Origin of the sequence: Pseudomonas triticicola (assembly GCF_019145375.1) — a bacterium.
In the GTDB taxonomy this organism is placed as follows: Bacteria; Pseudomonadota; Gammaproteobacteria; order Pseudomonadales; family Pseudomonadaceae; genus Aquipseudomonas; species Aquipseudomonas triticicola.
On record NZ_JAHSTX010000001.1, the window covers coordinates 2,691,135 to 2,717,419 of the forward strand.

Sequence of the window (26,285 nt, forward strand, 5' to 3'; positions counted from 1 at the left end):
TTGCGCCTCTTATCCCGCATTCTCGCTCTGCTGATCGTGCTGGCGGTAATCGCCCTCGCGGTGATCGTCTATTACGTCGCCAATCCGAAATTGCCCTTCTACATCCCGCCGCAACAGGTACGTTACCTGGATCAATGGAGCGAAGAGCAACGGCAGACCTACTACTTCACGCCCCAAGGTACGCAAGTCAAAGGCCTGCGTTACGAGTGGTTCCAGGCATTGGAATTGCCCTTCTCCGAGCAGCGCTTCGCCTCCCCTGAATATCTCGCCCGTTTCGGCTTCCTGGTCGACCCGCAGCAGAAATCTAGCCCGAACAACCCCGGCAACCTCCCCGTCGGTTTTGCCCGGCACCAGAATCCCGGCAACGCCTCCGAGCATTATCTGGACATCACCTGCGCCGCTTGCCACACCGGCGAGTTGCGCTTCAAAGGCCAAGCCGTGCGTATCGATGGCGGCACCGCACAGCACGTGTTGCCTTCCAGCGTTCCTACTTTGCGCGGTGGCAGTTTCGGACAGGCCCTGGTCGCCAGTCTCGCCTCGACTTACTACAACCCATGGAAGTTCGAGCGCTTCGCCCGCCAGGTGCTCGGAGATGATTACGAAGCGCGCCGCGAACAATTGCGCAAGGAGTTCAAGACCTCGCTGAACACCTTCGTCAAAGTGGCGTGGAACGACACCCATCGCGGCCTGTACCCGACCGAGGAAGGCCCGGGGCGTACCGACGCGTTTGGACGAATTGCCAACGCGACGTTTGGCGATGCGATTTCCCCTGCCAACTACCGCGTGGCCGATGCCCCGGTGGATTACCCGCAGCTGTGGGACATGTGGACGTTCGACTGGGTGCAGTGGAACGGCTCGGCTCAACAGCCAATGGCGCGCAACATCGGCGAGGCGCTCGGCGTCGGTGCCACGCTGAATTTCTTCGACGCCAATGGCCAGCCGCTGCAAGGCGCTGAGCGCTACCCCTCCAGCGTGCGCGTGCGCGATCTGCACGCCATCGAAGAAACCTTGCAGCAGCTGAAGCCGCCAACCTGGCCGGAAGATCTGTTCGGTGCGATCGACAAGCCGCTGGCCGCCAGAGGCCGCGCGCTGTTCGCGGAAAACTGCGCCGGCTGCCATGTCCCGCGCCAATCGCAGGAAGGCAAACGCTGGGTGCAGCACTTGCACATGCTTCCCGTGGAGGTGATCGGCACCGATCCGAATGCGGCCAACAACATTGCCAGTCACCGTTTCGACCTGAGCGCACTGCAATGGGATGTCAAAGAGCTGGAAAAAATGGACGTCAAACTGCACCCCGAACCCAAGGAGCCGCTTGATCTGAGCCAATTGTCGGTGGCCAAGGGCCTGGCTTACGTCACCGCATTCGTGGAAAACCGTGCCTATCGCGACGCGCAGATCACGCCGGAAGAAAAACCGCGCATGGATGGTTTCGGCCTGCCGATCGGCGTGCGCGAGAAAGTCGCTTACAAGGCCCGACCGCTGGCTGGCGTGTGGGCGACTGCGCCGTTTCTGCACAACGGTTCGGTGCCGAGCATCTATCAGTTGCTGTCACCGCAGGATGAGCGCGCCACTACTTTCTATAAAGGCACGCTCGAATACGATCCGCGCCACCTCGGCTATCGCACCGAGCCTTTCACCAACGGTTTTCTGTTCGACACGCGCATCAGCGGCAACCACAACAGCGGCCACGAATTCCGCGCCGGCGCTCGCGGCAACGGGGTGATCGGCCGACTCCTGCAACCCGAGGAGCGCTGGGCGCTGCTCGAATACCTGAAAGTACTGGGCGGACCACTGGAGGCGCAGTTGCCATGATCATGCCGACATTCAAAAAAGAACTGCCGCCACTGGCTCGCTTCTGGCTGTGGTTGGGGCGTTTGCTTGGCAAGACGCTGCTGATCCTGCTGGTCATCGCCCTGCTCGGCTGGGCCATCGCCACCGCATGGTTTGCCTGGCAGCATCGCGGGCCGGTGTCCGCGCAGGAACAGATTCCAGCAGGCGAAGCGGCGATGACCCAGGACGTCATCCAAACCGCAGTGCGCATCGTCGACCAGCACCGCGAACCCACGCGTTATCTGCGCGATGCTCACGCCAAGGCGCATGGCTGCGTGAAGGCGCAAGTGCAGGTGTTACCGGAACTGGCGCAATCGCTGCGACAGGGTGTGTTCAGCGAGTCGGGCAAGACCTGGCAGGCGCTGATCCGGTTGTCCAACGGCAATGCCTATCCGCAATTCGACAGCATTCGCGACGCGCGCGGAATGGCGATCAAGTTGCTTGAGGTTCCTGGCACGCAACTGCTCGGCAACCGCCAGGACCAGCATGAACAGGATTTCGTGATGTTCAGCCATCCGAATTTCTTTGTCAGCAATGTCGCAGAGTATCGTCAGAATGTGGCGGCGCAGGCTGACGGCAAGAAGGTCATGGCGTTTTTTCCGACATGGGATCCGCGCACCTGGCAGGTCCGTCATCTATTCATCGCGCTGGCTACGCTGTCAGCGCCGCCGGACAGTCCGACCGAGACCACATATTTCTCGGTATCGCCCTACAAGTTCGGTGAGGCCAATGCGAAATTCCGCGTCGTGCCGGATCCCGAGCGTTGCCCGGCGTATACGCTGCCCAAACAAAATCACGACTTGCCGAATTTCCTGCGCAGCGCACTGAATCAGCAGTTGTCGACGGATCGGGTGCCGGCGTGTTTTGCCCTGCAGATCCAGCGCCAGGACGCGAACAAGTACATGCCGATCGAGGACACGAGCATTGAGTGGCGTGAGCAGGATGCACCGTTTGAAACGGTGGCGCGGATCACACTGCCCGCGCAGGACTTCGACACGCCGGCGCTGAATCTGCAATGCGACAACCTGTCGTTCAATCCGTGGTTCGGCATCGAGGCGCATCGGCCGATTGGCGGGATCAATCGCTTGCGCAAGGCAGTGTACGAGGCGGTGAGCGATTATCGGCATGCCCGCAATGCGGCGCAGTAGCGCGGCGATTCTATAAATCGCAGACAGCAAAAAGCCCGCACAAGGCGGGCTTTTTGTGGTGTCTGGCGTTCAGTTCCAGATACCGAATATGGCGCAGCGGACGGGACTCGAACCCGCGACCCCCGGCGTGACAGGCCGGTATTCTAACCGACTGAACTACCGCTGCGCGAAACGCTTGAAACGAATGGTGGGTGATGACGGGATCGAACCGCCGACATTCTGCTTGTAAGGCAGACGCTCTCCCAGCTGAGCTAATCACCCTTCGCTTCGTTACGGGGCGTATTATGCCACATGTTTTCGTAAAGTGTTGATTTAATTGAATATTTTTCAAAAAAATCTGAAAACCGGTGAAACGATACATCCCGCGGGTACAACCTTGAGACAGAAAAAAACCCGCTTCAGCGGGTTTTTCCGTGGTGACCTGGCGTTCAGTGGTCCAGGTTACCGAATATGGCGCAGCGGACGGGACTCGAACCCGCGACCCCCGGCGTGACAGGCCGGTATTCTAACCGACTGAACTACCGCTGCGCTAAACACTTGAAACGAATGGTGGGTGATGACGGGATCGAACCGCCGACATTCTGCTTGTAAGGCAGACGCTCTCCCAGCTGAGCTAATCACCCTTCGCTTCGGTGTGGCGCGCATTCTACGGAGCACCCCAACCTCTGGCAAGCACTTTTTTAAATAATTTTCCGAGGCCTTCCAAAGGCTTAGAGAAGGGTTGGCCTATGCCCCGGCGAAGACAATAATGCCCCCCTTTGTATAAAGGAGTGACTCGCCCCATGTGGTTCAAGAACCTGCTGATCTATCGCCTGACCCAAGACCTGCCTGTCGACGCCGAGGCGCTGGAAACTGCACTGGCGACCAAACTGGCGCGGCCGTGTGCAAGCCAGGAGCTGACCACTTACGGTTTCGTCGCACCGTTCGGCAAGGGCGAAGATGCGCCGCTGGTACACGTCAGCGGCGATTTCCTGCTGATCTCTGCGCGCAAGGAAGAACGTATTCTGCCGGGCAGCGTCGTGCGTGACGCGGTCAAGGAAAAGGTCGAGGAGATCGAAGCCGAGCAGATGCGCAAGGTCTATAAGAAGGAACGCGACCAGATCAAGGATGAAATCATTCAGGCGTTTCTGCCGCGCGCGTTCATTCGTCGTTCGTCGACCTTCGCCGCGATCGCGCCGAAACAGGGCCTGATCCTGGTCAACTCGGCCAGCCCGAAACGTGCTGAAGACCTGCTGTCGACCCTGCGCGAAGTGATCGGCACCCTGCCCGTGCGTCCGCTCACCGTGAAAATGGCACCGACTGCGGTGATGACCGAGTGGGTCACCACGCAGAAAGCCGCCGACGATTTCTATGTGCTGGACGAGTGCGAACTGCGCGACACCCACGAAGACGGCGGCATCGTCCGTTGCAAGCGTCAGGACCTGACCAGCGAAGAAATCCAGCTGCACCTGAGCACCGGCAAAGTCGTCACTCAGCTGTCGCTGGCCTGGCAGGACAAACTGTCGTTCATGCTCGACGACAAGATGACCGTCAAGCGTCTGAAGTTCGAAGATCTGTTGCAGGATCAGGCGGAACAGGACGGTGGCGACGAAGCCCTGGGCCAACTGGATGCCAGTTTCACCCTGATGATGCTGACCTTCGGCGACTTCCTGCCCGCACTGGTTGAAGCGTTGGGTGGGGAAGAGATGCCGCAGGGGATCTGACTCTGTCGAGTATTTAACCTGTGGGAGCGAGCCTGCTCGCGGATGCGGTGTGCCAGCAACATTAATGTGTCTGGCTCACCGCATTCGCGAGCAGGCTCGCTCCCACAATGTTTTGTGGTGTAACCAAATAAGGATCAAGCCATGCGCGCACTGGCTGCACTCAGCCGCTTTGTCGGCAATACCTTCGCTTACTGGGTTCTGATATTCGCCGTCGTGGCCTTCCTGCAACCGGCGTGGTTCATCGGCCTGAAAAGCGCGATCGTACCGCTGCTGGGTCTGGTGATGTTCGGCATGGGCCTGACCCTCAAACTCGACGACTTCGCTGCCGTCGCTCGCCATCCGTGGCGGGTGGCGCTGGGCGTGGTTGCGCATTTCGTGATCATGCCCGGTGTGGCGTGGTTGCTCTGCCAGGTGTTTCACCTGCCGCCGGAAATCGCCGTCGGGGTGATTCTGGTCGGCTGCTGCCCGAGCGGCACCTCTTCGAACGTGATGACCTGGCTGGCACGCGGTGATCTGGCGCTTTCAGTGGCCATTGCTGCGGTCACTACCCTCCTCGCTCCGCTGCTGACCCCGGCACTGATCTGGCTGCTGGCCTCGGCGTGGTTGCCGGTATCGTTCATGGAGCTGTTCTGGTCGATCCTGCAAGTGGTGCTGTTGCCGATCGTCCTCGGCGTGGTCGCGCAGCGCCTGCTCGGTGACAAGGTGCGGCATGCGGTGGATGTGTTGCCGCTGGTGTCGGTGGTCAGCATCGTGATTATTGTCACCGCCGTGGTGGCGGCGAGTCAGGCGAAAATCGCCGAGTCCGGCCTGCTGATCATGGCCGTGGTCATGCTGCATAACAGCTTCGGTTATCTGCTCGGTTACTTCACCGGGCGCCTGTTCGGCCTGCCGCTGGCTCAGCGCAAGTCGCTGGCACTGGAAGTCGGCATGCAGAATTCGGGCTTGGGCGCGGCATTGGCCAGTGCGCACTTCTCGCCACTGGCGGCGGTGCCGAGCGCGCTGTTCAGCGTTTGGCACAATATTTCCGGAGCACTGCTGTCGACGTACTTCAGGCGCATGAGCGAAAAAGAAGACCGCGACAACCTCGCGCAACGGGCTGCCGATTGAGGCTGAAAACTTGATCCCCGGGTTAATGCTCGTCAGTATATTGCGCAACGCGGGGACGACCCTGCGGCTCGATCGAGTCATTAATCTGGGGACGACCCCGTCAATCGATGGAGGTCCTGCATGTCCTGGATCATTCTGTTTTGCGCCGGCCTGTTCGAAGTCGGCTGGGCCGTTGGCCTGAAATACACCGACGGTTTCACCCGCCCGCTTCCGACCGCCCTGACCGTTGCCGCGATGGCTATCAGTCTGGGTCTATTGGGCTTGGCGATGAAGGAATTGCCGTTGGGTACGGCTTATGCGATCTGGACCGGCGTCGGTGCCGTGGGCACGGTGATCGCCGGGATCATTCTGTTTGGTGAATCGATGGCGTTGATTCGGCTGGCCAGTGTGGCGTTGATCGTCACGGGTTTGATTGGCCTTAAAGTCAGCGCTTAAGCCGATACCGTCTTCGCGAGCAGGCTCGCTCCCACATCCAACCGCGTTCCGTCATTGGAACAGGGTCAACTGTGGGAGCGAGCCTGCTCGCGAAGGGGCCTTTTGATACACCGACTATCTAACAGCCCCGCGCAACTCCCCCACCAACACCTGCAACTTCGCCGGCTCCGTCCCTCCGGTAATCGCCGGCCCCGCCACCAGCGTCACCCGCGACCACAAGCGATGGAACAAACCCTTGTTCGGATCGCGACTGAAGAAACTCCCCCACAGTCCTTGCAGCGCAAGCGGAATCACCGGCACCGGCGTCTCCTCCAGAATGCGCGTCACGCCGCCGCGAAACTCGTTGATCTCGCCATCGGCGGTCAATTTGCCTTCCGGGAAAATGCACACCAGCTCACCGTCCTTCAGATACTGAGCGATGCGTGTGAAGGCTTTTTCGTAGATCTGGATATCTTCCTGGCGTCCGGCAATCGGAATAGCGCCCGCCGTGCGGAAGATAAAGTTCAGGACCGGCAAGTTGTAGATCTTGTAGTACATGACAAAGCGAATCGGCCTACGCACCGCCCCGCCGATCAGCAAGGCGTCGACGAACGACACGTGGTTGCACACCAGCAGCGCCGCGCCCTCGTCCGGGATCGCTTCAAGGTTGCGGTGCTCGACGCGGTACATGGAATGGCTGAGCAGCCAGATCATGAAGCGCATGCTGAATTCCGGAACGATCTTGAAGATGTAGGCGTTGACGCCGATGTTCAGCAGCGACACCACCAGGAACAGTTGCGGGATCGACAGCTTGGCGACGCTTAACAAGACGATCGAAACAATCGCCGACACCACCATAAACAGCGCGTTGAGAATGTTGTTGGCGGCAATCACCCGCGCCCGTTCGTTTTCAGCCGTGCGCGACTGGATCAGCGCGTACAGCGGGACAATATAGAAGCCACCGAAAATGCCCAGGCCAAGGATGTCGATCAACACCGCCCAGGTGTGAACGAAGCCGAGCACGGCAATCCAGCTATGGCCGCTGACGCTGTCCGGGATCCCACCGGAATGCCACCACAGCAACAGGCCGAACACGGTCAGGCCAAACGAGCCAAACGGCACCAGACCGATCTCGACTTTGCGCCCGGAGAGCTTTTCGCAGAGCATCGAACCCAGCGCGATGCCCACCGAGAACACGGTCAGGATCAGCGTGACCACGGTTTCGTCACCGTGCATCCATTCCTTGGCGTAGGCCGGGATCTGCGTCAGGTAAATCGCCCCGACAAACCAGAACCACGAGTTACCGACAATCGAGCGCGACACCGCAGGCGTCTGGCCCAGACCGAGTTTCAGCGTCGCCCAGGACTGGCTGAAGATATTCCAGTTCAGGCGCATTTCCGGCGACGAGGCCGCCGCGCGCGGAATGCTGCGGCTGGCCAGATAACCCAGCACGGCAATGCCGACGATCGCTGCGGAGACTACCGGCGCGTAGTGCTCGGACGACATCATGATCCCGGCGCCGATGGTGCCGGCGAGAATCGCCAGAAACGTGCCCATTTCCACCAGACCGTTGCCGCCGACCAGTTCATCGTCGCGCAAGGCCTGCGGCAGGATCGAATACTTCACCGGGCCGAACAACGCCGAGTGAGTGCCCATGGCGAACAGTGCCACCAGCATCAGCGACAGATGATCGAAGAGGAAGCCGATCGACCCTACGGCCATGATGGCGATTTCCGCGAGTTTGATCAGACGGATCAGCGCGTCCTTGGCGAATTTTTCCCCGAACTGCCCGGCCAGCGCCGAGAACAGGAAAAACGGCAGGATAAACAGCAGCGCGCAGAGGTTGACCCAGATCGAGCGATCACCCTCGATGGTCAACCGATAGAGGATGGCGAGGATCAACGACTGCTTGAACACGTTGTCGTTGAACGCGCCGAGCGACTGGGTAATAAAGAAGGGCAAAAAGCGCCGGGTGCGCAACAGGTTGAACTGTGAGGGGTGACTCATCTTCCGTGTTTCCTGATGTTAGGTAGTGAGGCCTGGGTGCTTGTTATTGGAATCCCGCACCACGATCCAGGCCACACCTTACCTAAACTTTTCGGATTATTTCTTCAAACCTGCAATACACGGCGAGACAAACAGCTCGCCTCGCCACGCGCCCTGCACGGTGCGCTTGCCGACGATCAGCCACATTGCCGCCAACAAAATCACCAGCGCCGTACCGAACACACTGAAAAATGTCAGGTTGAGGATACTTGCCAGTTTCAGCGTCGCCAGCGAATACACGCCCAATGGGAAGGTGAAGCCCCACCAGCCGAGGTTGAACGGAATGCCGTCACGCAGATAACGTACGGTGATCAACAGTGCCATCAACATCCACCACAGACCAAAACCCCACAGCGTGATCCCAGCGACCAGACCCAGGCCCGAAGCGATTTCACCGACGCCGGGCAGACCATTCGCGGCAAAAATCGCTGGCGCCTCACCGCCCAACAGCAACATGCCAAGGGCACCGGTGCCGATCGGACCCAGCGCCAGCCAGCTCGACGCGGCCATGTTTTCGTGGGGCAGTTTGTGCAAGGCCATGCGCAACAACAGGATGGTCAGAATGCTGAACGCCACCGGCAGGGAGAATGCCCAGAGCACATAGCTGGTAGTCAGCACGATCAGTTGCCCATGGGCGTCGGTCAGATGCGGCGCGAGCAGGCCGCCGCTGGCCGCTGCCACTTCCGCCGCCACTACCGGCAGCAACCAGACCGCGGTCATCTGATCGATGCTGTGTTCCTGACGGGTAAACATCATGTACGGAATCAACACACCACAGGCCAGCGACATCGCTACATCGATCCACCACAACACTTCAGCGAGCTGAATGACACCGTCGCCCCAGCGCGGCAGCCCGAACAACAGAAAGCCGTTGATGATCGTCGCCAGGCCCATGGGAATGGTGCCGAAGAACATCGATACGGTGGAATGACCGAAAATCCGCCGCGCCTCGTCAAAGAACAAAATCCAGCGCGCGGCGTAGGCAGCGGTAAACAGGCTGAACAACAGAATGTTGAACAACCACAGCCCCTCGGCCACGGCGCGCAATCCGGGAATGGCCAGCGGCAACTGGGCCAGCGCCAATGCCAGCACACCGGTACCCATGGTCGCGGCGAACCAGTTCGGCGTGAACTGGCGGATCACTTCGCGCGGATGCTGAAGCTGTCTGAAAGGTTTGTAGCCAGGGGTGACGCTGTTGGGGCAAATCATCATGAACTCCTGTCCTCTGGTGAGGTGGAACCCATGGTAGATCCGAATCGAATATCGATATAACGGGTAATATCTCTAACTGTTATCTGTTTTGCAGATAAGCGTCCACACGCGCTAAGGAGCGCTGCAAACTCTGCCCGCCTGCGGACGCAGACTGAGCAGCAGTGCAGCCACGGCCAGCACAATCAAAACAGTACCGTAACCATCGGTGGTCGCCAGCAGTCCAAAGTTGCGCGCCAGATACCCGGCCAGCAACGCCGGCAGACAGAACGCCAGATAACTGAGCACGTAATACGCCGACATCAACCCGGCTCGTTCATGCGGCAAAGCCAGCGGTACCAGGCTGCGCACCGCGCCGAGAAATCCCGAACCGAAGCCGCAACCGGCGACCAGTGTGCCAAAGAAAAACAACGACAGACTGGCGCCATGCACGCCGAGCAGAATCAGCACTAGCCCGACCGGCAGCAGGCTCGCGCCCAGCCGCAGCGCCTGAGCGGCAGGACGATTGCGCATCATGAAAATCATCAACGCGCCGGTCACGGTGAGCGCCGCGACCGTAGCGCCGCCGATCAGATTGGAGGTAGAGCCAGTGGCCGTGCGCACCAACGACGGTGCCAACGAGGCGTAAAAACCACCGAGCGCCCAGGTTGCGGTGTTCAGTGGCAGCAAGTGCCACAACGTTGAACGCGCTTGCACTGGTACGTGCAAAGTCGGTCGCAACGACGCCAGCGCCCCACCTTGCCGCGAAACACTCTCCGGCAGGCGCCAGACATACACGCTTTGCAACACGAACAGTGCCAACAGTAACCAGTAAGTCAGCTGTAACGGCGCCGGCGCGAATTCCGCCAGCAAGCCACAACCCAAACCGCCCAGAGCCATCCCGAGTAACGGCGCGACACTGTTGATCAGCGGCCCCTGCTGCCGGTCGGTGTCGAGCAGCGTTGCGCTCAATACGGCAGTGGCCATGCCGGTGGCGAAACCTTGCAACACCCGTGCGCCGATCAACCAAGCCACGCTATCGGCATAGATGAACAGCAACATGGCCAGCGCATTGAGCAACACGGCGGTAAAGATCACCGGTTTGCGGCCCAAATGGTCGGAAAGCGAGCCCACCGTCAGCAATGCCGCCAACAGACTCAAAGCGTATACGGCAAAAATCAGCGTGAGCATCGCTGCCGAGAAATGCAGTTGATCCTGATACAAGTGATACAACGGCGTCGGCGCGGTGGAAGCGGCGAGAAAACTGAGTAAGGTGATCGCCAGAAACCACAAGCTCGACCGGTGGGAAGCGAAATTATTCAAGGGGCTGGTCATGGGCACACTCCGCAAAAGCTAATTTTTTGCTTTTGCGCAGTGTGCTACCGCCTAGCGCTTAAAGCAAATTCTTTGTGTTAAGGTCTGCCGCATGGCTATTAAAGAAGGTTTACGCCCCGGCGGCCGCAGTGCCCGGGTGCAGGAGTCGATTCATTCGGCGGTCAATGCGCTGCTGCAAGAGCAGGAACGTTCCACCGTGACCGTTCCGCAAATCGCCGCCCGCGCGGGGGTTACGCCGTCGACGATTTATCGACGCTGGGGTGATCTGGCGGCGTTGCTGGCGGACGTCGCCCTCGCCCGCATGCGCCCGGACAGCGAGCCGGCGAACACTGGCAGCCTGCGCGGCGATATCCGTGCGTGGGCCGAGCAGTATCTTGACGAGATGAGTTCAGAGGTCGGGCGCAACATGATGCGCGACGTGCAGGCCAGCGCTACGCCGGGCTATTGCGTGGCGATCATTGGTGCGCAGTTGCAGACCATTGTTGATCGCCATCGGCATGAGAAGGCGCCGAGTGTCGATCGCTTGATCAATCTGGTGGTGGCGCCGGTGGTGTTCCGGATTCTGTTTTCGGCGGCGGCGCTGGAGGTTGATGAGCTCCATCGCCTGATCGATATTGCGCTGCGTCTGGACTGACGCGCTCGCTCCCACAAGGAAATGCATTCCAATTGTGGGAGCGAGCCTGTTCGCGAAGAGGTCCTCCCAGTCACCACAAGAACCACCCGGTACCCCGCCTGCGACACCCCGCCACGCCACGACCTTGGTCGACACTGACTAACCGCCGCGCGCGTGCGAGACTGTCCGCCCGGGCAGGAGTGCCGGGGAGTCTTTTGTCGGGAGTGCTGCATGTCGTTGTCCACCGGGCTGATTGCCGTCGTTGCCCTGGCCTACATGGCCATCATGTTCGCCATCGCCTTCTACGGCGACCGTCGCAGCACGCCGTTGCCGCCGCGGGTGCGCGCCTGGGTGTACAGCCTGTCGCTGGCAGTCTACTGCACCAGTTGGACTTTCTTCGGCGCGGTGGGTCAGGCGGCGGAACAACTGTGGTCATTCCTGCCGATCTACCTCGGGCCGATCCTGCTGCTGGTCGGCGCGCCGTGGGTCCTGCAGAAAATGGTGATGATCAGCAAACAGGAGAACATCACCTCCATCGCCGACTTCATCGCCGCGCGCTACGGCAAATCGCAATCGCTGGCGGTAGTCGTGGCGCTGATCTGTCTGGTCGGCGTGTTGCCCTATATTGCCCTGCAACTCAAAGGCATCGTCCTCGGCGTGAACCTGCTGATCGGCGCCGGCGCCGATGCCATGGGCACCCGCGCTCAAGACACGGCGCTGATCGTGTCGCTGGTGCTGGCGTTGTTCACCATCGTCTTCGGTACGCGCAACCTCGACGCCACCGAACACCACCGTGGCATGGTGCTGGCGATTGCCTTCGAATCGCTGGTCAAGCTGTTCGCCTTTCTCGCCGTCGGCGCCTTCGTCACGTACGGCCTGTATGACGGTTTCGACGACCTGTTCAATCAGGCAATGCTCGCCCCGCGCCTTGAGGCGTACTGGAAGGAAACCATCAACTGGCCATCGATGGTGGTGCAAACCGGCGTGGCTATGATGGCGATCATTTGCCTGCCCCGGCAATTTCACGTGACCGTAGTGGAGAACATCGACCCGCAGGATCTGCGTCTGGCGAAATGGGTGTTCCCCGCCTATCTGGCTTTGGCCGCATTGTTTGTAGTCCCTATCGCCCTTGCCGGTCAAATGATGCTGCCCAGCGATGTGCTGCCCGACTCGTTCGTGATCAGCCTGCCGCTGGCCCAGGCCCATCCGGCGCTGGCGATGCTGGCGTTTATTGGTGGCGCATCGGCAGCGACCGGCATGGTGATTGTCGCCAGCGTCGCCCTGTCGACCATGGTTTCCAACGACATGCTGTTGCCGTGGCTGTTGCGCCGCAACAATGCCGAGCGCCCGTTCGAAGTGTTCCGCCAGTGGATGCTCTCGGTGCGCCGCGTGAGTATTGTGGTGATTCTGCTGCTGGCCTATGTCAGTTATCGCTTGCTCGGCTCGACCGCAAGCCTGGCGACCATCGGCCAGATCGCCTTCGCCGCGGTGACGCAACTGGCGCCGGCCATGCTCGGCGCGCTGTACTGGAAACAGGCCAACCGCCGGGGCGTGTTCGCCGGCCTCGCCACCGGCACCTTCCTCTGGTTCTACACGCTGGTGCTGCCGATTGCCGCGCACAGTCTCGGCTGGTCGCTGGCGAGTTTCCCCGGCTTGGCGTGGCTGCACAGCAATCCGCTGAACCTGCCGATCACCCCGCTGACCCAAGGCGTGGTGCTGTCGCTGGCGGGTAACTTCACCCTGTTCGCCTGGGTCTCGGTGCTGTCGCGCACGCGGGTTTCCGAGCACTGGCAGGCCGGGCGTTTCATCGGTCAGGAAATCAGCGCACGACCTAATGCTCGTTCGATGCTGGCGGTACAGATCGACGATCTGCTGCAACTGGCGGCGCGTTTCGTCGGCGAAGAACGTGCGCGACAGAGCTTCATTCGCTTCGCCTACCGTCAGGGCAAGGGCTTCAACCCCAACCAGAACGCCGACAGCGAATGGATTGCCCACACTGAACGCTTGCTCGCCGGTGTCCTCGGCGCTTCTTCGACACGGGCCGTAGTAAAAGCCGCCATCGAAGGTCGGGAAATGCAGTTGGAGGACGTAGTCCGAATCGCTGACGAAGCCTCGGAAGTGCTGCAGTTCAACCGCGCCCTGCTGCAAGGCGCGATCGAGAACATCACCCAGGGCATCAGCGTGGTCGACCAGTCGCTGAAACTGGTGGCGTGGAACCGTCGTTATCTGGAGCTGTTCAACTACCCCGACGGCCTGATCAGCGTCGGCCGGCCGATTGCCGACATCATTCGCTACAACGCCGAACGCGGTTTGTGCGGCCCCGGCGAAGCGGAAGTGCACGTCGCGCGACGCTTGCACTGGATGCGTCAGGGCCGCGCGCACACTTCCGAACGGCTGTTCCCCAATGGCCGGGTGATCGAGCTGATCGGCAACCCGATGCCCGGCGGCGGATTTGTCATGAGTTTCACCGACATTACCGCGTTCCGCGAAGCCGAACAGGCGCTGACCGAGGCGAACGAAGGGCTGGAACAACGGGTCAGCGAACGCACCCAGGAACTGTCGCAACTCAACGTTGCGCTCACCGAAGCCAAGGGCAATGCCGAGGCGGCCAACCAGTCGAAAACCCGCTTCCTCGCCGCCGTCAGCCACGACTTGATGCAACCGCTGAACGCCGCGCGACTGTTCTCCGCCGCCCTCTCCCATCAGAACGAAGGCTTGAGCGCAGAGGCGCAACAACTGGTGCAACACCTCGACAGCTCGCTGCGTTCGGCGGAAGACCTGATCAGCGATCTGCTGGACATCTCGCGCCTGGAAAACGGCAAGATCAACCCGGACCGCAAAGCCTTCGCCGTCAATGAACTGTTCGACACCCTCGGCGCGGAATTCAAGGCACTGGCCCAAGAGCAAAAACTCACGTTCCGGGTGCGTGGCAGTCAATTGCGCATCGACAGCGACATCAAACTGCTGCGGCGGATTCTGCAAAACTTCCTCACCAACGCGTTCCGCTACGCCAAAGGCCCGGTGCTGCTGGGCGTGCGTCGGCGCGGTGGTGAGTTATGTCTGGAAGTCTGGGATCGCGGCCCGGGCATTCCGGAAGACAAACAACAAGTGATTTTCGAAGAATTCAAACGCCTCGACAGCCACCAGACCCGCGCCGAAAAAGGCCTGGGCCTGGGACTGGCGATCGCCGATGGCTTGTGCCGCGTGCTCGGGCACACCCTGCGCGTTCGCTCCTGGCCGGGGCGCGGCAGTGTGTTCAGCGTGACGGTGCCCATTGCCCGTACACAAACGCCTCCGGCAAGTGCCACCGTGGAACTGAACGGCAAACTGCTCAGCGGCGCGCAGGTACTGTGCATTGATAACGAAGACAGCATCCTGATCGGCATGAACAGCCTGTTGAGCCGCTGGGGCTGCCAAGTGTGGACGGCGCGCAATCGCGAAGAATGCGCAGCGATATTGAATGAAGGTGTGCGGCCACAACTGGCGCTGGTCGACTATCACCTCGACCACGGCGACACCGGCACAGAGCTGATGGCCTGGTTGCGCACGCGCCTGGGTGAACCCGTGCCCGGCGTGGTGATCAGCGCGGATGGACGCCCGGAGACCGTGGCGCAAGTGCATGCGGCGGGCCTGGATTACCTGGCCAAACCGGTGAAGCCGGCGGCGTTGCGGGCGCTTTTGAGTCGGTATTTGCCGTTGTAGAAGGTGACCTTGCAGGCGCCTTCGCGAGCAGGCTCGCTCCCACATAAAAGCAAAAGCAAAATCAAAAGATCGCAGCCTTCGGCAGCTCCTACACAATGAGCGTTAGCTCGAGTACCGCTTTTGATCTTGATTCACCGGCGACGTCGGAAGGCTGAGCGGATTGATCCCGGAGCGAAGGGACCCGAGCTTGCGAGGGCCGAACGTAGGAGCAAGCGTTTTTTTGCTTATTTTTTTACTGGGCCGGCATTCCGGGCGTTTGTAAAAAAGTGAGTCGCCGTAAGGGCGAAACCGCCAGCCGCCATCACCGCAGCAACGGATATGCCCCCAAAATCAGCCCAAAAAACGACGCCTATTCAGGCAACTCAACCAACCCATCAACATCCGTCATCGCCCGTTCGAGCAAATCCGCCGGCAAGCTCTTGCTTGCCCGCGCACCGAGCAACTTCAACTGCTCACTGCGGCTGACCAGATTACCGCGCCCCTCTGTCAGCTTGTTGCGCGCTGAGCTGTAAGCCTTGTCCAGTTGCTGCAGACGATTGCCCACTTCGTCCAGATCCTGAATAAACAACACGAACTTGTCGTACAGCCAGCCCGCGCGCTCGGCGATTTCCCGGGCGTTCTGGCTCTGCCGCTCCTGCTTCCACAGACTGTCGATCACCCGCAGCGTGGCCAACAGCGTAGTCGGGCTGACGATCACGATATTGCGGTCGAAAGCGTCCTGAAACAGCGACGGCTCAGCCTGTAACGCAGCCGAAAATGCCGCCTCAATCGGCACGAACAGCAAAACGAAATCGAGGCTGTGCAGGCCTTCCAGACGTTTGTAATCCTTGCCGGCCAGACCTTTCACATGATTGCGCAGCGACAACACGTGCTGCTTGATCGCGATCTGCCCCAACGTGTCGTCATCAGCCGCAACATATTGTTGATAGGCCGTGAGACTGACTTTCGAGTCGACCACCACCTGCTTGTCGCCGGGCAGGTAAATGATCACATCGGGCTGGAAGCGTTCACCGTCCGGGCCTTTGAGATTGACCTGAGTCTGATACTCGCGGCCCTTCTCCAGACCCGCGTGCTCAAGAACGCGCTCGAGAATCAGCTCGCCCCAATTGCCTTGGGTTTTCTGGCCCTTGAGCGCGCGAGTCAGGTTGGTGGCTTCGTCGCTCAGACGCAGGTTCAACGCCTGCAAACGCTCCAGCTCCTTGGCCAGCGAAAAACGCTCGCGGGCTTCGGCCTGATAGCTTTCTTCAACGCGTTTTTCAAAGGACTGGATGCGCTCTTTCAACGGATCAAGCAACTGCCCGAGCCGCTGCTGGCTGGTTTCGGCAAAGCGCTGCTCCCGCTCATCGAAGATCTTGCCGGCCAGCTCGGCGAACTGCGCGCGCAGTTCATCGCGTGAGCCTTGCAGGTCGTTGAGACGTTGTTGATGGCTTTCCTGTTGCTCGCGCAGTTCGGCACTCAGCGAGGCAGCGCGGGCGTCGAGGCGGCGCAACTCAGCATCCTTGTTGGCGCGTTCGAGGTTCCAGGCGTGGGAGGCGTCGCGGGCATCGTCGCGCTCGATCTGCAGCAATTCGACTTCGCGGCGCAGCGCGGCGAGGTCTGCCTGTTTGGCGGCGTTGGCCTGGCCAAGATCGGCGATTTCATCGCGGCTCGCTTCAAGCTGCGCGGTGAGGCCGTCCTGGGCCAGTTGCGCCATGGCCAGGCGCTCTTCGAGCAAGGCCAGATCAGCCTGGGCGTTGCTGGCCCTGCGTTGCAGTTGCCAGGCCAGCGCCAACAGCGGCAACCCTGCCGCCGCAAGACCGAGCAATACGCTGGTCAAGTCCATAGCCATAGCGACTCCTGCCAATCGGATAAAGCCTGAAGGTTAACCAAGGTGTCAGGGCTTGGACAGCTCAGTCTTCGATCAGACCGAGTTCCTGCTGCGCGCGGCGGTCACCGGCGCGGGCGGCCTGACGCAGCAACTCTTGGCCGATACGCCGGTCACGGGCATTGCCGCACTCCCGGCAAATCAATTGGCCGAGGCGGCTTTGTGCGGCGACCACGCCTTCTCGGGCCGGTTGCTTGAGCAGACGGCCGGCCAGGTGCTTGGCGCTGGGACTGTCGCTCAGCCGCGGCGCATCGAGCAGCCATTCGGCCACACGCACGGAAAAACGCTTGGGAGCGGTAACAGAGGTCGGGTTGGAGGTAACAGAGTCTGATACTGAGCGAAACTTCATAAAGCACTGCGGGACAGATCGGAAGGCGCGCCACTTTACTCTCTTTTTCTTACAGGTAAAGTCGAAAAAAACCCGGCACGCCCGTCCTAGAGCAAGCGCTAGGGACAATCCACAGAAGCTGTGGATAAGTCAGTGGACAACCGCTCTCCGATCCCCGCAAAGCCTTATGGAATGGGGCTCGCAGTCAAACTGACGATTTTTTCACCAACAAAAAAAGACGATATTTTTCATTGACTTAAACTTTTGATACAGGCAGCGACTGGAGTCAGGATCGATGTGACAGTTGCGTTACGCTCTGCGCAACTAATGTGCACAAGTACCTGTGCGCCGGTTATATGCGTGCGCTTTTTCGGCTCATTTTGCGCAGCTGCGAGCGACCGAAAGGCTCTGCGAAAAGCATGCACGCCGACGGACGGTGCGACACGGACCTTTCCCTGTGATCCTTTTTTTGGTCAGGGGGTTTGCTTCGCCCGAACGGATCCGTTACTATCCGCGGCGTTAGTACCAAGCTGAAAGTCAATTCCGGTCGAATATCTCCCCACGGTCAACTTCCAACAGGAAGACACTGCCGAAAAAAGCGGGAACGACCCCTCGATGGTTTCCAGGTAAATCTTTTGACGACGCTGCCTTTGAACGAAAACAAAGGGCGTTGCGAAGAACACTTACTCTGACCGAACCAACCTGCAAATTGATCAGGATCTTCACCCCGGGCCCAGAACCTTTGCCCTCGCTGTGATGCCTGTCCTCCTAAGTACCTACCTGCCAGCCCAAGCGCGCTCACTTATCAGCGCTTCAAACTGGCTGCTTTGTTCCAGTCGGGTTCTTCGTTCGATCAATGGTGATCAACGTTACTGGAACGTTTTAACGTTGCACGGTTCTTATCCGTGTCATTTGTAGGAACACCTAATAACTATGTCTACTCAAATCCAGACTCAGGATGCCATTCGCACCCTAACCAACGCTTTTGCTCCAATGAACTGCCTGATCATGGCCGCTCGCAAAGGCTGCTTCAGCTTCACCGTGGTCAATGAACACGGCATCGCTCGTCACAGCGAGCGTTTGTACCCCGATCAATACTCCAGCGCCGAACCGCTGCAGGCCGTGATCGAGCGTACCCGTCAGGCACTGGTTGCCTGAAAGCCGGACAGGCTGCAAAAGCAAAGCCCTGCTGAAAAGCGGGGCTTTTTATTGCCTGATATTTCACTTTTAGCGCTGCGCTTCTAAGCATGTTCCGATCTAAGGCCCGGGATGCGATGACGGAAATATTTTAAAAACAGGCCTTTACACGCTGAATATGACACTACACTTCAACTCAAGCGGCTTGACCCGCTTGCGGCGAGCCTGAGTCGATCCACTGCTGCCAAGGCCCCTTCAGGACTCGCCCTCAACAACAAGAACCGAGGGTGTTATGGGTATCGCTGCCAGCGAACTGTGCCGCTATGTGATCCGTCCCACGCTGATTTATCTGGGACGCCACTGCGCAACTGCCGAATCCCTGCTGCTGGGTATCGCCGCCAGCCAGTCCGCCCTCGGGTCTGCCCTGCATGACCGCCGCGGCCACGGCCTCTACCGGATTGCCGAGCATCGGCATCAGGCCCTCTGGGATGATTATCTGGCGCTCGATCCGGAGCGCGCCAGCCTGGTGCGCGGCCTGGCCAGTCAGCACGCGTTCCTCAGCGGCCCGCATCTGGAACTGACCGTCAACCTGCGTTACGCCACGGCCATCGCCTGGCTGCTGGTAGAAGAACAAAACCCCACCCTCCCCGCTCCGACCGACCTGCTCGGCATGGCGCGTATCTGGCGCCAGACCTTTCAACCGCAAGGTCGTCTGCGCGACTTCACCTATGCCTGGCAAACCTGTGTTTCACCGCTGAATCAGGTCGCTTGCTGACCGGGCGGTTTCACAAGTTCTCCCATCAGGTCGCCATTTTGGTCGGATTGTCCTACAAAACCGCTCTAACTCAAGGCATACAGGCTATAGCGCTGGGACGAAAATGTTGGTAATTTTCGCCCCGGTGATCACCAGGAGTTCTAATAATGAAAAAAGTCATGCTCAAAACCACCCTTAGCCTCGCCGTTACCCTTGCCTCCACACAAATCTTCGCGGCAGGTTTTGCCCTCAACGAACAAAGCATCAGTGGGATGGGGACTGGTTTTGCCGGGCGATCTTCTTCTGCCGACGACGCAAGCACTGTTTATGGCAACCCGGCCGGCATGGCGCGCATCAAGCGCGAACAAGTCACCGGCGGTGTCGCCGTTGTCGATGCACACACCGATATCAGCAACGCCAGCTCCAGCCCTAACGGCGGCAGCAACAAAGGCGACATGGTGCCCTTCACCGCTGTACCTATGGGTTTCTATGTAAAACCGATCGATGATCACTGGGCATTCGGTCTCGGTGTGTACGTGCCGTTCGGTCTGATCACTGATTACGAAAACGGCTTCGCCGGTCGTTACTTCGGCAGCAAGTCCGAAGTGCAAGTCATCACTTTCCAGCCAACCGTCAGCTACGCCTTCAACGACAAGGTGTCGATCGGTTTCGGCCCGACCATCAACCGCATCGACGGCTCGCTGGAATCCAACCTGTCGATTACCCAGGCACTGCCGGATGGCAAGGTCAAGATCAAGGGTGACGACACCGCGCTGGGTTACAACGTCGGCTTGCTGGTCCAGGCCACTGACACCACCCGTGTCGGCCTGACCTACCACTCCAAGGTCGACTACAAGCTCGAAGGCGACACCAAGGTCAACTACGGCGCACTGGCCGCTGTTGGTTTGGGCGCCAACCAGAAGTACGACGCTTCGCTGAAGATCACCACGCCGGAATCCGTCGACCTGTCGGTCACCCAGGCGATCAACGATCGCTGGAACGTCTACGCCGGCACCACCTGGACTCGCTGGAGCCAGCTGGACAAGATCACCGTGAAGAACTCCGGCGTGCAGCCTCTGCTGGCCGGTCAGTTCGGTTCGATCAACGAAGACCAGAACTGGCATGACTCCTGGGCCTATGCCGTGGGTACCTCGTACCAGTTGAACAAGGAATGGGTACTGCGTACCGGTCTGACCTTCGACCAGTCGCCAACCAATAACGAAGACCGCTCGCCGCGTATCCCGACTGGCGACCGCACCATCTTCAGTATCGGTGCCGGCTGGAGCCCGACGGACGACCTGACCATCGACGTCGCGTACTCGTACCTGAAAGAAGAGTCGGTCAACATCCGCAACGAAAACGCGCGCGGCCAGACCTACGATTCCAAGTATGAAAACTCGGCAAACGGCTTCGGTGTCGGCGCGACATACCGCTTCTGATACACCGAGGCGAGGCTAACCCCTCGCACACGAAAAAGCCCCGCTCTCTTTGCAGAGGCGGGGCTTTTTCTTGCCTGCAACTTTTCACTGGAACGACAAAATCACCATTGTGGGAGCGAGCCTGCTCGCGAAGGCGGTATGTCAGATGTAGATATGCTGGCTGACACACCGCTTCGCGGGCAGGCTCGCTCCCACAGGGAACAGCATGAATCAGGGCTTCAGCGGCTTGGAGGCAATGGCCTTTTCGATCGCGGCGATAAACTCGGGATCATCCGGTTTGGTCAAGCTGGAAAAACTCGCCACCACCTTGCCCTGCCGGTCGACCACGTACTTGTAGAAATTCCACTTCGGCGCATTGCTCTGCGCGGCCAGCACCTGGAACAGATGCGTGGCGTCGTCGCCGCGAACCTTCTGCGGCTCGGTCATGTTGAAGGTCACGCCATAGTTGGCGTAGCAGACCTTGGCGGTTTCGGCGCTGTCCTTGGACTCCTGCTTGAAGTCATTCGACGGCACGCCAAGCATCTCCAGCCCTTGCGCCTTGTAGCGTTTGTTCAGCGCCTCGAGCCCTTCGAACTGTGGAGCGAAACCGCAGAAGCTGGCGGTATTGACCACCACCAGCGGCTTGTCGGCGTACTGCTTGCACAGATCGATGGATTCCTTGGCGCGCAGCTTGGGCAGCGAGCCTTGCAGCAGCTCAGGACAATCGGCGGCCTGGGCCAGGCCAGTCAACGCCATCAGCAACGCGGGAACAGCACAACAGCGCATCAACATGTCGAATTTCCTTGGGCAGTCATCAGGCTTCGACGTTACTCGCCACGCTGGCATCTAGCAAATACTCATGCCCAACTGCATCAGCGCCAGACCGCCGCGCTGCCAGCCCCACCACACCAGCGCCAACAGCGCAGCAGCCAGCGCGGTCACGGCGAATCGCGCGCAGATCCGGCTCATGCTGCGCTCGCCGCAGCTTGCAGGCGCGCCACCGGACGCTCGCGCACCGGCCAGTTCAGCGCCGCCGCCAGCAGACTCAAAAGCACCGCCACTTGCCAGATCAAGTCATAACTCCCGGTTCGGTCGTACACCACCCCGCCCAGCCAGCCGCCAAGGAACGAGCCGAGCTGATGGAACAGAAAGACAATGCCACCGAGCATGGACAAATTGCGCACGCCGAACAAGGTCGCCACCGTACCGTTGGTCAACGGCACCGTCGACAGCCACAGGAAGCCCATGGCCATGCCGAACAGATACGCCGTGGTGGTCGTCACCGGCAACCACAGGAACAGCACGATCACCACCGCGCGCAAGAGATACAGCGCAGTCAACAGACGCGGTTTCGACATGCGGCCACCGAGCCAGCCGGCGGTGTAAGTGCCGAAGATATTGAACAGCCCGATCAATGCCAGCACCGTGGTGCCGACGGTCGCCGGCAGATGCTGATCGACCAGATACGCCGGCAGGTGCACACCGATGAACACCACCTGGAAACCGCAGACAAAAAAGCCGAACGCCAGCAGCCAGAATCCGGAATGCGAGCAGGCCTCCCGCAGCGCTTCGCCAAGGGATTGCTCATGGCCGAGAACCGGCAATGGCTTGTCCTTGAGCATGCTCACCAGCGGCACAATCATCGCCACCAACAGGCCCAGCACCAACAGCGCGGTCGACCAGCCGAGCCAGCCGATCAGGCCCAGCGTGCCCGGTAACATCGCAAACTGGCCGAACGAACCGGCGGCGCTGGCAATACCCATGCCCATGCTGCGTTTCTCTGGCGGCACAGCGCGACCCACAACACCAAGAATGACCGAAAACGAAGTGCCCGAAAGACCGATACCGATCAGCAGGCCGGCACTGAGTGACAGAGTCACTGCCGAATCAGACAGGCCCATGCACACCAGGCCCGCCGCGTAGAGGATCCCACCGACCAGCACCACTTTCGCCGCGCCGAAGCGGTCAGCCAGCGCGCCGGTGAACGGCTGCGCCAGGCCCCAGATCAGGTTCTGCAGGGCGATGGCGAAGGCAAACACCTCGCGCCCCCAGCCGAATTGCGCGCTCATCGGCGACAGGAACAAACCAAAACCGTGGCGCACGCCCAATGACAACGCCAGGATCAGCGCACTCCCCATCAACACCCAACCGCACGTACGCCACATCGATGTCATTGTTATTCTCCAGTCGCGGGTATATACCCGCTTGAGCGCGAAGAAACCGGCGTCAGGCCAGTTCGTCGAGCAATTTGAGCAAGGTTTCGCGCTTCTCGGCACCGAGCCGGTCGATCAGCCGCTGTTGCGCCGCTTCCCACGCCGGCAATGCCGCTGCCAAGCGCTGCACACCGGTTTCGGTGAGGCGCACGATACGGTTGCGCATGTCCTCGCCTTCGGCCAGCGCCACCAGACCTTCGCCCTCGAGCACGCGTAAATTGCGCCCGAGCGTGCTGCGATCCAGGCCCATGGCCTCAGCCAGTTCGGAAATGCTCGGTTGCTCCAGCCGCTGCAGATTGCACAGCAGAGAATACTGGGCAACGTTGATCCCGAAGCCATCGAGAGCGCCGTCGTAATGCCTGCTGACGCCACGCGCGGCGCGACGCAGGTTGGTGCACAAACACTGAGAAGGAAGCATGATGCGTGTATATACCCGCGAGTGTGTTAAATCAAGTTACAGATGAGTTTACTCTGAACATCATTGTTGCCGGTGAGGCCGCCTTCGCGAGCAGGCTCGCTCCCACAGGGGATTGCATCCGGAGGTGGGAGCGAGCCTGCTCGCGAAGGGGCCGGCATCATCTCCGCAAATCCTTCAGACCAAAGCGAGCCCCACCAACACCCCCATCTCCAGCAATTCCAGCAACGCCCCCGCCGTGTCCCCGGTAGTCCCGCCCAACCGCCGCATCATCAAACGCCGCAGCCAGACAAACCCGACCAGCGAAATCAGCACCGCGCCAATACCGGCGATGAACACGCAGCCCAGCGCACTCAACCCCAGCACCCACCACCCCGCTCTACGCGGCAGATGATCGGCCAGTGCCTGACCCAAGCCACCCGCACGCACATACGGCGTGGTCAGAAACAACCCCAACAGCGCCGCTCGCCCGAGCACCGGCACGATGATCAGCGCCAGGGTATGCCCTTGTTCGATCAGTGCCAGCAGCGCGGCAAATTTGAGCAACAACACCAGCACCAGCGTGACCACCGCAATCGGCCCGCTGCGCGGATCTTTCATGATCTCCAGCGTGCGCTCGCGATCACCAAAACCGCCGAGCCAGGCATCGGCGCTGTCGGCCAGGCCATCGAGATGCAGCGCGCCGCTGAGCAATACCCACACGGTCAGCAACAGCGCCGCATGCAGCAACAACGGGGCGCCGGCCAACAACAGATTCAACGCGAAGAGGATCAGCCCGAACAGCAATCCCACCAGCGGATAAAACAGCAGCGAACGGCCAAGCTGTTGCGGCTCGGGCATGCCCGGCAGGCGAATCGGCAGGTTGCTGAGAAACTGCAAGGCGATCCACAGCGGCAACATCTCAGTGACCTTCCTTGAGCGCGCCGTCCGCAGCGACCGTTAGCGCAAACAGCGCGCCGTGGCCGACCTCGACATTGAGCAGTTGCTCGCGGGGCAAACTTCGGGCCTGCGCCAACAACAAACGCATTACGCCGCCGTGGCTGACCAGCAGAATCCGTTCACGGGCGTAAGCCGCGTGCAATCGCGCGACCGCCGCCAACACCCGCGCGGAAAACGCGCTGACCGGCTCCCCCTGCGGTGGCGTGAAGCCATAGGGATCAGCCCAGAACAGCCCCAGCGCTTCAGCATCCGTTTCCATCAACGCCGCCGCGCTTTGCCCTTCCCACGCGCCGAAATGCAGTTCCTGCAGATCCTTGTCCAGATGCACGGACAGGTTCAGTTGCTCGCCGAGTTCAGCGGCGAAGCGCGCGCAGCGCTGCAATGGCGAACTGACGATACGATCCCACGGCCCGCCGTCGACCACCGCCGCACGCATCTGCGTCCAGCCGTTTGCGGTCAGCGCATCGTCGAGGCTGCCGCGCAAGCCGCCGCCGAGTTCCGTTTCGCCGTGGCGCAGCAGATCCAGGCGCAGGCTCATGCCGGGCGATCCGCCACGGCTGCTTCGGCGAACGTCGCCATTTGCCCGTGCAGGTCACAGGCCAGACGCAACAACGGCACCGCCAACGCCGCGCCACTGCCCTCGCCCAGGCGCAGGCCGAGCTCGAGCAGCGGCTCGGCGCTCAAGGTTTCCAGCACATGACGATGGCCCGGCTCGGCACCGCGATGGCCGAACAACAGCCACTCGCGACAGGCCGGATTCAAGCGCACCGCGACCAGCGCGGCGACCGTGCAGATAAAGCCGTCAACCAGCACCGCGATGCCTTCCTGCGCGCAGGCCAGATAGGCGCCGACCAACGCGGCAATCTCGAACCCGCCGAGATTGAACAGCGTTTGCAAGGCATCGCCACGCTGTGCGGCATGCAGCGCCAGAGCGCGTTCGATCACTTGCGCCTTGTGGCTGACGCCAGCGGCATTCAGCCCGGTGCCGGGACCGGTCAGGTGTGCCACCGGGCAATCGAGCAAGGCGCAGGCCAGCGCACTGGCCGCCGTGGTGTTGCCGATGCCCATCTCGCCGCCGATGAACAACTGCGTGCCGGCGGCTTTCGCGCGCAAGACACTGTCGCGACCGGCCTGCAAGGCCGATTCGCCCTGCGCCTGAGCCATCGCTGCGCCCTGAGCGAAGTTCGCCGTTCCCGCGCCGATGTTCAGATGGCGCACGCCGGGCAGATTCAGCGTCGGATTCACCGTGCCCAGATCGACCACTTCCAGTTGCGCGCCGAGCTGACGTGCCAGCACGCTGATCGCCGCGCCGCCGCTGACAAAATTCAGCAGCATCTGCCCGGTGACTTCCTGCGGATAAGCCGAAACGCCCTCAGCCACTACGCCATGGTCGCCAGCGAAAATCGCGATCCAGACTTGCTCCAGCGTTGGCTTGAGCTGACCTTGCAGACCGGCCAGTTGCACGGCCACCGATTCAAGGCGCCCCAGCGAACCGGCCGGTTTGGTCAGTTGCTGCTGACGCTCGGTCGCTTGCGCGATGATGTCCGAGTTCACGGTTTTGCACGGATTCAGCCACCAGGTCGGGCTCATAACGCAGGTCCTTTCAAAGTCAGGGGCAGGCCGGCGACGGTCAGGACAACTCGCTGACAGCGCTCGGCCAGAGCTTGATGCAGCCAACCGGCTTCATCGACATAGCGGCGGGTTAATTCGCCCAGCGGCACGACACCCATTCCGGTCTCGTTGCTGACAAAAATGATTTCACCCGGCAACGACGCCAGGCAATCGAGCAACGCTTCACGCTCGGCGGCGAGACGTTCGGCGTCGTCGAGCATCAGCAGATTGGTCAGCCACAGGGTCAGGCAATCGACCAGCAGGCAGCGCTCGGCGCCAGCGGATTCGCGCAGTACGCGGGCCAGTTCCAGCGGCTCTTCGATCAAAGCCCATTCGACCGGGCGACGTGCGCGATGATGGGCGACGCGTTGATTCATTTCGCCGTCCAGCGGTTGGCTGGTGGCGATGTAGGTCACCGGCAGATGGCTGTCGCTGGCGAGTTTTTCCGCCAGACGACTCTTGCCGGAGCGGGCGCCGCCGAGGATCAGTTGGAGCATGGGTTCATCCAAAAATGTGTGGT

23 protein-coding genes and 4 tRNA genes are annotated in these 26,285 nt (G+C 60.6%); 10 read left to right on the forward strand and 17 right to left on the reverse strand.

From position 1 onward, the window contains the following. Complete coding sequence (locus KVG85_RS11910) at positions 1–1,812, forward strand: di-heme-cytochrome C peroxidase (protein ID WP_217863954.1); 1,812 nt, start codon at positions 1–3, stop codon at positions 1,810–1,812. Further along, positions 1,809–2,978 carry a catalase family protein gene (locus KVG85_RS11915; RefSeq protein ID WP_122691583.1) on the forward strand — a complete coding sequence of 390 codons (1,170 nt, stop codon included), beginning with the start codon at positions 1,809–1,811 and terminating at the stop codon, positions 2,976–2,978. Before KVG85_RS11910 ends, KVG85_RS11915 begins: the two co-directional genes overlap by 4 nt. An 89-nt stretch (positions 2,979–3,067) precedes the next feature. Here KVG85_RS11915 and KVG85_RS11920 read toward each other — a convergent pair. From KVG85_RS11920 to KVG85_RS11935, 4 genes are all read right to left on the reverse strand, one after another. Next, positions 3,068–3,144: transfer RNA gene (locus tag KVG85_RS11920), tRNA-Asp, on the reverse strand. Between the two features lie 19 nt (positions 3,145–3,163). Continuing rightward, positions 3,164–3,239: transfer RNA gene (locus KVG85_RS11925), tRNA-Val, on the reverse strand. Between the two features lie 190 nt (positions 3,240–3,429). Then, positions 3,430–3,506: transfer RNA gene (locus KVG85_RS11930), tRNA-Asp, on the reverse strand. Between the two features lie 19 nt (positions 3,507–3,525). Beyond that, positions 3,526–3,601: transfer RNA gene (locus KVG85_RS11935), tRNA-Val, on the reverse strand. 159 nt (positions 3,602–3,760) lie between these two features. Between KVG85_RS11935 and rdgC the strand changes: the two genes are divergently transcribed. The 3 genes from rdgC (at position 3,761) to sugE (ending at position 6,223) form a co-directional block, all read left to right on the forward strand. Continuing rightward, complete coding sequence (rdgC, locus tag KVG85_RS11940) at positions 3,761–4,681, forward strand: recombination-associated protein RdgC (protein WP_024012190.1); 921 nt, start codon at positions 3,761–3,763, stop codon at positions 4,679–4,681. Positions 4,682–4,822: 141 nt separating this feature from the next. After that, positions 4,823–5,788, forward strand: coding sequence for a bile acid:sodium symporter family protein (locus KVG85_RS11945; protein WP_041479525.1), 966 nt, complete (start codon positions 4,823–4,825; stop codon positions 5,786–5,788). Positions 5,789–5,908: 120 nt separating this feature from the next. Then, positions 5,909–6,223, forward strand: a complete 315-nt coding sequence (gene sugE / locus KVG85_RS11950) for a quaternary ammonium compound efflux SMR transporter SugE (RefSeq protein ID WP_041479526.1) — start codon at positions 5,909–5,911, stop codon at positions 6,221–6,223. 114 nt (positions 6,224–6,337) lie between these two features. On the opposite strand, the gene KVG85_RS11955 is transcribed toward sugE, so the two are convergent. From KVG85_RS11955 to KVG85_RS11965, 3 genes are all read right to left on the reverse strand, one after another. Continuing rightward, positions 6,338–8,209: an MFS transporter gene (locus KVG85_RS11955; RefSeq protein WP_217863955.1), complete on the reverse strand. Its 1,872-nt coding sequence runs from the start codon at positions 8,207–8,209 to the stop codon at positions 6,338–6,340. Positions 8,210–8,305: 96 nt separating this feature from the next. Then, positions 8,306–9,457: a TDT family transporter gene (locus tag KVG85_RS11960; RefSeq protein ID WP_217864972.1), complete on the reverse strand. Its 1,152-nt coding sequence runs from the start codon at positions 9,455–9,457 to the stop codon at positions 8,306–8,308. A 114-nt stretch (positions 9,458–9,571) separates the two neighbouring features. Continuing rightward, positions 9,572–10,759: an MFS transporter gene (locus KVG85_RS11965; RefSeq protein ID WP_217864973.1), complete on the reverse strand. Its 1,188-nt coding sequence runs from the start codon at positions 10,757–10,759 to the stop codon at positions 9,572–9,574. 103 nt (positions 10,760–10,862) lie between these two features. Here KVG85_RS11965 and KVG85_RS11970 point away from each other — a divergent pair, with 103 nt between their 5' ends. Further along, a complete protein-coding gene (locus KVG85_RS11970) occupies positions 10,863–11,405 on the forward strand; it encodes a TetR/AcrR family transcriptional regulator (protein ID WP_217863956.1) in 543 nt (180 codons plus the stop codon). A 210-nt stretch (positions 11,406–11,615) separates the two neighbouring features. After that, positions 11,616–15,086: a hybrid sensor histidine kinase/response regulator gene (locus tag KVG85_RS11975; protein WP_217863957.1), complete on the forward strand. Its 3,471-nt coding sequence runs from the start codon at positions 11,616–11,618 to the stop codon at positions 15,084–15,086. Positions 15,087–15,435: 349 nt separating this feature from the next. Here KVG85_RS11975 and KVG85_RS11980 read toward each other — a convergent pair whose 3' ends face one another. Next, the gene (locus tag KVG85_RS11980) at positions 15,436–16,800 is read right to left on the reverse strand and encodes a DNA recombination protein RmuC (protein ID WP_217864974.1); all 1,365 of its coding nucleotides are present in this window, start codon (positions 16,798–16,800) and stop codon (positions 15,436–15,438) included. Positions 16,801–16,975: 175 nt separating this feature from the next. Then, positions 16,976–17,299 (reverse strand): SEL1-like repeat protein, encoded by a 324-nt coding sequence (locus tag KVG85_RS11985; RefSeq protein ID WP_024012181.1) that lies wholly within the window; start codon positions 17,297–17,299, stop codon positions 16,976–16,978. A gap of 912 nt (positions 17,300–18,211) precedes the next feature. On the opposite strand from KVG85_RS11985, the gene KVG85_RS11990 reads away from it, so the two are divergent. The 3 genes from KVG85_RS11990 (at position 18,212) to KVG85_RS12000 (ending at position 20,608) form a co-directional block, all read left to right on the forward strand. Beyond that, the gene (locus KVG85_RS11990) at positions 18,212–18,436 is read left to right on the forward strand and encodes a hypothetical protein (RefSeq protein WP_016773719.1); all 225 of its coding nucleotides are present in this window, start codon (positions 18,212–18,214) and stop codon (positions 18,434–18,436) included. Positions 18,437–18,707: 271 nt separating this feature from the next. Beyond that, on the forward strand, positions 18,708–19,190 hold the full coding sequence (locus tag KVG85_RS11995) for a hypothetical protein (protein ID WP_024012180.1): 483 nt from the start codon (positions 18,708–18,710) through the stop codon (positions 19,188–19,190). 146 nt (positions 19,191–19,336) lie between these two features. Further along, the gene (locus KVG85_RS12000; protein ID WP_217863958.1) at positions 19,337–20,608 is read left to right on the forward strand and encodes an OmpP1/FadL family transporter; all 1,272 of its coding nucleotides are present in this window, start codon (positions 19,337–19,339) and stop codon (positions 20,606–20,608) included. Between the two features lie 210 nt (positions 20,609–20,818). On the opposite strand, the gene KVG85_RS12005 is transcribed toward KVG85_RS12000, so the two are convergent. The 8 genes from KVG85_RS12005 to cobU form a co-directional block, all read right to left on the reverse strand. Further along, a complete protein-coding gene (locus KVG85_RS12005; protein WP_217863959.1) occupies positions 20,819–21,379 on the reverse strand; it encodes a glutathione peroxidase in 561 nt (186 codons plus the stop codon). A gap of 54 nt (positions 21,380–21,433) precedes the next feature. Further along, a complete protein-coding gene (locus KVG85_RS26060; RefSeq protein ID WP_024012178.1) occupies positions 21,434–21,556 on the reverse strand; it encodes a hypothetical protein in 123 nt (40 codons plus the stop codon). After that, positions 21,553–22,761: an MFS transporter gene (locus KVG85_RS12010; protein ID WP_217863960.1), complete on the reverse strand. Its 1,209-nt coding sequence runs from the start codon at positions 22,759–22,761 to the stop codon at positions 21,553–21,555. Before KVG85_RS12010 ends, KVG85_RS26060 begins: the two co-directional genes overlap by 4 nt. Before the next feature lie 52 nt (positions 22,762–22,813). Then, a complete protein-coding gene (locus KVG85_RS12015; RefSeq protein WP_016773714.1) occupies positions 22,814–23,218 on the reverse strand; it encodes a MarR family winged helix-turn-helix transcriptional regulator in 405 nt (134 codons plus the stop codon). A gap of 174 nt (positions 23,219–23,392) precedes the next feature. Continuing rightward, complete coding sequence (locus KVG85_RS12020) at positions 23,393–24,115, reverse strand: adenosylcobinamide-GDP ribazoletransferase (protein ID WP_217863961.1); 723 nt, start codon at positions 24,113–24,115, stop codon at positions 23,393–23,395. 1 nt (position 24,116) lies between these two features. Further along, positions 24,117–24,692, reverse strand: a complete 576-nt coding sequence (gene cobC, locus KVG85_RS12025) for an alpha-ribazole phosphatase family protein (protein WP_217863962.1) — start codon at positions 24,690–24,692, stop codon at positions 24,117–24,119. Continuing rightward, entirely contained in the window at positions 24,689–25,744 is a 1,056-nt protein-coding gene (cobT, locus tag KVG85_RS12030) for a nicotinate-nucleotide--dimethylbenzimidazole phosphoribosyltransferase (RefSeq protein ID WP_217863963.1), read from the reverse strand. Before cobT ends, cobC begins: the two co-directional genes overlap by 4 nt. Continuing rightward, positions 25,741–26,262, reverse strand: coding sequence for a bifunctional adenosylcobinamide kinase/adenosylcobinamide-phosphate guanylyltransferase (gene cobU / locus KVG85_RS12035; protein WP_217863964.1), 522 nt, complete (start codon positions 26,260–26,262; stop codon positions 25,741–25,743). Before cobU ends, cobT begins: the two co-directional genes overlap by 4 nt. Between the last annotated feature and the right edge of the window lie 23 nt (positions 26,263–26,285).

Excerpts from the sequence above, each read along its gene's own strand:
- KVG85_RS11960 (WP_217864972.1), bottom strand. The coding sequence starts at position 9,457 with ATGATTTGCCCCAACAGCGTCACCCCTGGCTACAAACCTTTCAGACAG.
- KVG85_RS12020 (WP_217863961.1), bottom strand. The coding sequence starts at position 24,115 with ATGTTGCCGCTGTGGATCGCCTTGCAGTTTCTCAGCAACCTGCCGATT.
- cobT (WP_217863963.1), bottom strand. The coding sequence starts at position 25,744 with ATGAGCCCGACCTGGTGGCTGAATCCGTGCAAAACCGTGAACTCGGAC.
- KVG85_RS11990 (WP_016773719.1), top strand. The coding sequence starts at position 18,212 with ATGTCTACTCAAATCCAGACTCAGGATGCCATTCGCACCCTAACCAAC.
- KVG85_RS11955 (WP_217863955.1), bottom strand. The coding sequence starts at position 8,209 with ATGAGTCACCCCTCACAGTTCAACCTGTTGCGCACCCGGCGCTTTTTG.
- rdgC (WP_024012190.1), top strand. The coding sequence starts at position 3,761 with ATGTGGTTCAAGAACCTGCTGATCTATCGCCTGACCCAAGACCTGCCT.
- KVG85_RS12000 (WP_217863958.1), top strand. The coding sequence starts at position 19,337 with ATGAAAAAAGTCATGCTCAAAACCACCCTTAGCCTCGCCGTTACCCTT.
- KVG85_RS26060 (WP_024012178.1), bottom strand. The coding sequence starts at position 21,556 with ATGAGCCGGATCTGCGCGCGATTCGCCGTGACCGCGCTGGCTGCTGCG.
- KVG85_RS12010 (WP_217863960.1), bottom strand. The coding sequence starts at position 22,761 with ATGACATCGATGTGGCGTACGTGCGGTTGGGTGTTGATGGGGAGTGCG.
- cobC (WP_217863962.1), bottom strand. The coding sequence starts at position 24,692 with ATGAGCCTGCGCCTGGATCTGCTGCGCCACGGCGAAACGGAACTCGGC.
- sugE (WP_041479526.1), top strand. The coding sequence starts at position 5,909 with ATGTCCTGGATCATTCTGTTTTGCGCCGGCCTGTTCGAAGTCGGCTGG.
- KVG85_RS12015 (WP_016773714.1), bottom strand. The coding sequence starts at position 23,218 with ATGCTTCCTTCTCAGTGTTTGTGCACCAACCTGCGTCGCGCCGCGCGT.
- KVG85_RS11985 (WP_024012181.1), bottom strand. The coding sequence starts at position 17,299 with ATGAAGTTTCGCTCAGTATCAGACTCTGTTACCTCCAACCCGACCTCT.
- KVG85_RS11975 (WP_217863957.1), top strand. The coding sequence starts at position 11,616 with ATGTCGTTGTCCACCGGGCTGATTGCCGTCGTTGCCCTGGCCTACATG.
- cobU (WP_217863964.1), bottom strand. The coding sequence starts at position 26,262 with ATGCTCCAACTGATCCTCGGCGGCGCCCGCTCCGGCAAGAGTCGTCTG.
- KVG85_RS11945 (WP_041479525.1), top strand. The coding sequence starts at position 4,823 with ATGCGCGCACTGGCTGCACTCAGCCGCTTTGTCGGCAATACCTTCGCT.
- KVG85_RS12005 (WP_217863959.1), bottom strand. The coding sequence starts at position 21,379 with ATGTTGATGCGCTGTTGTGCTGTTCCCGCGTTGCTGATGGCGTTGACT.
- KVG85_RS11970 (WP_217863956.1), top strand. The coding sequence starts at position 10,863 with ATGGCTATTAAAGAAGGTTTACGCCCCGGCGGCCGCAGTGCCCGGGTG.
- KVG85_RS11995 (WP_024012180.1), top strand. The coding sequence starts at position 18,708 with ATGGGTATCGCTGCCAGCGAACTGTGCCGCTATGTGATCCGTCCCACG.
- KVG85_RS11915 (WP_122691583.1), top strand. The coding sequence starts at position 1,809 with ATGATCATGCCGACATTCAAAAAAGAACTGCCGCCACTGGCTCGCTTC.